The organism is Streptococcus australis (genome assembly GCF_040226615.1).
Lineage (GTDB): Bacteria > Bacillota > Bacilli > Lactobacillales > Streptococcaceae > Streptococcus > Streptococcus australis_E.
The window spans coordinates 1-4,839 of the sequence record NZ_JBCOAT010000015.1 but is presented as its reverse complement, the minus strand read 5'-3'; the positions used below and the strand labels follow the sequence as shown (position 1 = coordinate 4,839).

At 39.1% G+C, this 4,839-nt stretch carries 5 protein-coding genes; 2 read left to right on the top strand and 3 right to left on the bottom strand.

From position 1 onward, the window contains the following. Positions 1 to 163 precede the first annotated feature (163 nt). From hpf to ABT997_RS09750, 3 genes are all read right to left on the bottom strand, one after another. Positions 164 to 709, bottom strand: a complete 546-nt coding sequence (gene hpf, locus ABT997_RS09760; protein WP_006596830.1) for a ribosome hibernation-promoting factor, HPF/YfiA family — start codon at positions 707 to 709, stop codon at positions 164 to 166. An 88-nt stretch (positions 710 to 797) separates the two neighbouring features. After that, the gene (locus ABT997_RS09755; RefSeq protein ID WP_350019257.1) at positions 798 to 1,469 is read right to left on the bottom strand and encodes a ComF family protein; all 672 of its coding nucleotides are present in this window, start codon (positions 1,467 to 1,469) and stop codon (positions 798 to 800) included. Then, complete coding sequence (locus ABT997_RS09750; RefSeq protein ID WP_350019256.1) at positions 1,466 to 2,764, bottom strand: ATP-dependent helicase ComFA; 1,299 nt, start codon at positions 2,762 to 2,764, stop codon at positions 1,466 to 1,468. Before ABT997_RS09750 ends, ABT997_RS09755 begins: the two co-directional genes overlap by 4 nt. Positions 2,765 to 2,819: 55 nt before the next feature. On the opposite strand from ABT997_RS09750, the gene ABT997_RS09745 reads away from it, so the two are divergent. Further along, positions 2,820 to 3,452: a YigZ family protein gene (locus tag ABT997_RS09745; protein WP_350019255.1), complete on the top strand. Its 633-nt coding sequence runs from the start codon at positions 2,820 to 2,822 to the stop codon at positions 3,450 to 3,452. 91 nt (positions 3,453 to 3,543) lie between these two features. Continuing rightward, on the top strand, positions 3,544 to 4,473 hold the full coding sequence (gene cysK / locus ABT997_RS09740; protein ID WP_125329919.1) for a cysteine synthase A: 930 nt from the start codon (positions 3,544 to 3,546) through the stop codon (positions 4,471 to 4,473). Positions 4,474 to 4,839: the final 366 nt, after the last annotated feature.

Sequence of the window (4,839 nt, the reverse complement as noted above, 5' to 3'; positions counted from 1 at the left end):
TCTCGCGCGACAACTATATTAGTATATCACGACCAAAACTACTTGTCAATATCTTTTTTCTATTTTTTTAAATTTTTTATGTTTTTTTGATTTTAGAAACTTTATCTTCTATAATATTGGAAAGCTCCTGTATGTTCTACAGGAGCTTTCTTATTGTATTAGCTTATTTTTCTTTGACTTCAAGAAGTCCTACATCGCCATCTTCACGACGATAGATGACATTTGTTGTGTTATCTTCCACATCTTTGTAGATGAAGAAGTCATGACCTAATAGTTCCATTTGTAGAATAGCTTCATCTAGTTCCATTGGTTCAATGTCAATCGTTTTTGTGCGGACAACTTTTTCAAGAGCAACACTTTCCTCAACCAGAGCGTCTGTAAAGATTTTGCTGGTTGCAGATTTGCTACGATTTTTCTTTTCAATTTTTGTTTTATTCTTTCGGATTTGACGTTCAATCTTATCAACCACCAAGTCGATAGATCCATACATATCTTGAGAAACATCTTCTGCACGAAGTGTAATAGAACCAAGTGGAATCGTTACCTCAACTTTAGCAGTTTTTTCACGATAAACTTTTAGGTTTACACGTGCATCCAATTCTTGCTCTGCTTGAAAATATTTTTCAATTTTTTCGAGTTTAGAAACGACATAGTCGTGAATGGCTTCTGTTACTTCTAGGTTTTCACCACGGATACTATATTTAATCATATAAGTACCTTCTTTCTAAACGTTTTTTCTTTTTATATCTATATTATAACGCTTTCATTTTATTTTTGCAAATATATTTTTGAATATTCTATCTTGCTAATGAAAAAGATTTTATTTCTTTCACCCCATTTACAAATAACATTTCTTTAGCTCTTTCGATGGTTGCTCCTGTTGTGTAGATATCATCCACTATCACTATATTCTCAGGCCAACTTTGATTTTCTAGCTCTATTCGTTCAAAGGCTTGTTCTACTTTCAATCTTTCCTTTTTATTTTTTTGTGATTGGGCCTTAGTATCCTTTTTTCTCAATAGGTCTTGATAGTGGATCCCTGCAGATTCTAAAATGGCTGTTACTTGATTAAAGCCTCTCTTCTCTTTTCTCTCATCGCTTAAAGGTATGGGAACTATGGTATAGCCTTTATAGTTTTTTAGCTCTGCCTTCATTTCTTCAGCAAAGAGACAAGCTAACAATTGGTCACCTTGAAATTTGTACCTTTGAAAATATTCCTTCATCTCTTCATTATAATAGTAAAGCGCTCTATGGTTTACCTTCTTTCCTTTTCGTTCCCACTCTTTGCAATCTTCACAAGAAGTCTCTGAACTTTTTTTACAACAAGTCTTGCAACTAGCTTCACTAACTGGTTCAAACTTGTTTTTACAGTTGTCACACATAGTGAGATTCTCTTTTTTCATCAGGATGAGACCTCTTAAGGATTGCTGGTTAGTCAGCTCTTCATCACATAGCAAACAATCACTCAAAACCCTGCCTCCCGATTCATTTCTTTTATTTCTTTAATGGCTTGTGTCATTTCTTTGCTGGTTCCTTCTGCTAGGAAAAGCAATTCGCCTGTGGGTCTTTCCATACTTCTTCCCACACGACCAGCAATTTGGACCAGGGCGCTCTTAGTGAACAGCCGATGATTGGCCTCAATTACAAACACATCGACTTTCGGGAAGGTGACTCCTCGTTCCAGGATTGTCGTTGAAACAAGGATGGTAATTTCTTGGTTGCGAAATTTTTCTACCAGTTCCAGCCTATTTTCTGTTTTAGAGGTCACCAGTTCGATGATTTCATCCTTGAAGGCCCTTCTTAATAGACTGAGGATTTTTTCTCCTAATTCGATTTCTGATACAAATAGGATCAGGGGGAAGGAGTTTTTACGTTGGTCTTTTATTAGCTTGAGTAACTTCCCAGGCACTTGTTTCTTTTCTACTTTCTTTCGTAGATCTTTTAGCCATACTTTTCTAGGAATCACTAAAGGATTTCCGTGAAAGCGTCTAGGTAGGCTAACGCGTTTAATCTCCTGTTTTTTGACTTTTTTATCTAACTCTTTTGTAGAGGTAGCTGTCAAATAGATGAGCTTCCCATTCTTAGTTTTGGCATTTGAAACGGCATGATAAAGAACGGGGTTATCAACAAAAGGAAAGGCATCAACTTCATCGATAATGAGGAGATCGAAAGCCTGGTAAAATTTTAGTAGTTGGTGGGTGGTGGATATGACAAGAGCCGTTCGAAAATAAGGTTCTGAATCACCATGCAACAAGGAGATGGAACAGGAAAAATCCTTGGTCATTCGTTTATACAATTCAATACACACGTCAATCCTTGGGGTAGCAATGCAAACACAAGTCCCTTTTTTAATTGTTTCCGCTACCACTTGGTACATCATTTCCGTTTTACCTGCTCCTGTTACTGCGTGTACCATCATTGGCTGGCTTTCTGTTAAGGATTGAACCAACTCCTGAGAGACCCGACTTTGAAAGGAAGTTAAGGTGCCCTGCCATCTTAGGACTTCTTCTTGCGGAAAGGCTTGCTGGGGAAAGTAATAGAGTTTTTGATCGCTCCTAACTCTTCCTAATTGAATGCAAGCTCTACAATAGTAGCTTCCTATCTGTAGTTTCCATCTAGCCTTATCAATCTTGGTCCCACACCGATTACAAAACAAGCCCGTCTTTTCCTCTACCATAGCTGGCAGTTCCTGAGCTTCTCCAAGCAGTTCCACCTCCAGTTGGTCTTGGGTGAACAAGCGTCCATAACAATCTTCAAGTTTCATACTTATATATTCGTAAAAGCTCGCAGTTTTAAGAGTTTTTTTGTAAAATAAATATATGGAATACAAGACTTTTAAAGAGGACGGTCTCGTCCAAGAAGAAATTAAAAAATCCCGCTTTCTTTGCCATGTTAAACGAGTTTATACTGAAGAGGAAGCTCGCGACTTTATAGCCGCTATCAAGAAGGAACATTATAAGGCAACTCACAATTGTTCTGCTTTTGTCATTGGAGAGCAATTTGAAATTAAACGGACCAGTGACGATGGCGAACCGAGTGGGACTGCTGGCGTACCCATGCTTGGCGTTTTAGAGAATCATGAACTGACCAATGTCTGCTGTGTCGTCACTCGTTATTTTGGAGGCATCAAGCTAGGAGCCGGTGGACTCATTCGCGCTTATGCGGGCAGTGTCGCACAAGCTGTAAAAGAAATCGGTCTCGTCGAAATCAAGGAACAGGTTGGTTTAGGGATTACCTTGACTTATCCCCAATACCAAGAGTTTGCGAACTTTCTATCCGCTCACCAATTAGCAGAATTCCAGACAGACTTCACCGATGCTGTCTTTAGTCTTGTCTACGTAGATAAGGAGCATAAAGAAGATGTGATTGCGGACCTGATTGATTTTTACCATGGAAAAATTGATATTAGTGACCAGGGATTAAAGGAAGTGGAAATTCCCATTCAGCTATAAAAAAAGGCTATCACCTCGATAGCTTTTTTATATTTTACAAACCTTCTTACTGACGGTATACTGAATACACTAACAAAGGAGTGTATATCGTATGCCAATCTATCAAAATATTACAGAATTAATCGGAAAAACACCTATTGTAAAATTGAACCACTTAGTACCTGAAGGGGCTGCTGATGTCTATGTTAAATTAGAAGCCTTCAACCCTGGTTCATCTGTCAAAGACCGGATTGCTCTTAGCATGATTGAAAAAGCAGAACGAGATGGTCTTCTTCAACCCGGTTCTACTATCGTTGAAGCAACCAGCGGAAATACAGGAATTGGTTTGTCATGGGTCGGGGCTGCCAAAGGGTATAAAGTCGTCATCGTCATGCCTGAAACCATGAGTGTTGAACGTCGAAAAATCATTCAAGCTTATGGAGCAGAACTTGTCTTAACTCCAGGTAGTGAAGGAATGAAAGGAGCTATCGCTAAAGCAGAAGAAATCGCTGCAGAACGAAACGGTTTCCTTCCCCTCCAATTTAACAATAGCGCCAACCCAGAAGTCCATGAAGCAACAACAGGTCAAGAAATTTTAGAAGCTTTTGGACCAAATGGATTGGATGCTTACGTCAGTGGTGTTGGAACTGGTGGAACTATTTCAGGTGTTTCTCATGCCTTGAAAAAAGTCAACCCAGCTGTCCAAGTCTATGCAGTTGAAGCAGATGAATCAGCGATTCTTTCTGGTGAAAAACCTGGACCACACAAAATCCAAGGATTGTCAGCAGGTTTCATTCCAGAAACGCTGGATACCAATTCTTATGATGGCGTAATCCGCGTCACTTCTGAACAAGCCTTGGAATTAGGTCGCTACATTGGTGGAAAAGAAGGATTCTTAGTTGGAATTTCATCTGCCGCCGCTATCTATGCAGCAATTGAAGTAGCGAAAGAACTTGGAGCTGGCAAAAAAGTCTTGGCTTTGGCACCGGATAATGGCGAACGTTACCTTTCAACTACCCTTTACGATTTTGATCAAGAATAAGAAAGAGGCTACGATGTAGCCTCTTTCAGATTGAAGATAAAGTCTTATGAAAAACTTCCCTTAGGTGAGTACGGACGTCAGCGAACTTCGAAGAAGTTCCATGACTTAGTTTTGAGCCTAAGGTCTCAAAACTCCCGAGTGGCAGAGACACTAGTGTCTCTGCCACTTTTCTAACGGCGGAAAGTTTTTATCTTCTTATTAAATGGCTAAGTCATTTTTAAAAATCATCTAGCCGTTTTATGTAAAACAATAGTTTGTCTACATTCAAAAAGAGGCTACGATGTAGCCTCTTTCAGATTGAAGACAAAGTCCTTAGACCATAAGTTTCTAAGGGCTTTTATTTGTGTAAAGTCGTATAATAGAGGT

Excerpts from the sequence above, each read along its gene's own strand:
- ABT997_RS09745 (WP_350019255.1), top strand. The coding sequence starts at position 2,820 with ATGGAATACAAGACTTTTAAAGAGGACGGTCTCGTCCAAGAAGAAATT.
- ABT997_RS09750 (WP_350019256.1), bottom strand. The coding sequence starts at position 2,764 with ATGAAACTTGAAGATTGTTATGGACGCTTGTTCACCCAAGACCAACTG.
- hpf (WP_006596830.1), bottom strand. The coding sequence starts at position 709 with ATGATTAAATATAGTATCCGTGGTGAAAACCTAGAAGTAACAGAAGCC.
- cysK (WP_125329919.1), top strand. The coding sequence starts at position 3,544 with ATGCCAATCTATCAAAATATTACAGAATTAATCGGAAAAACACCTATT.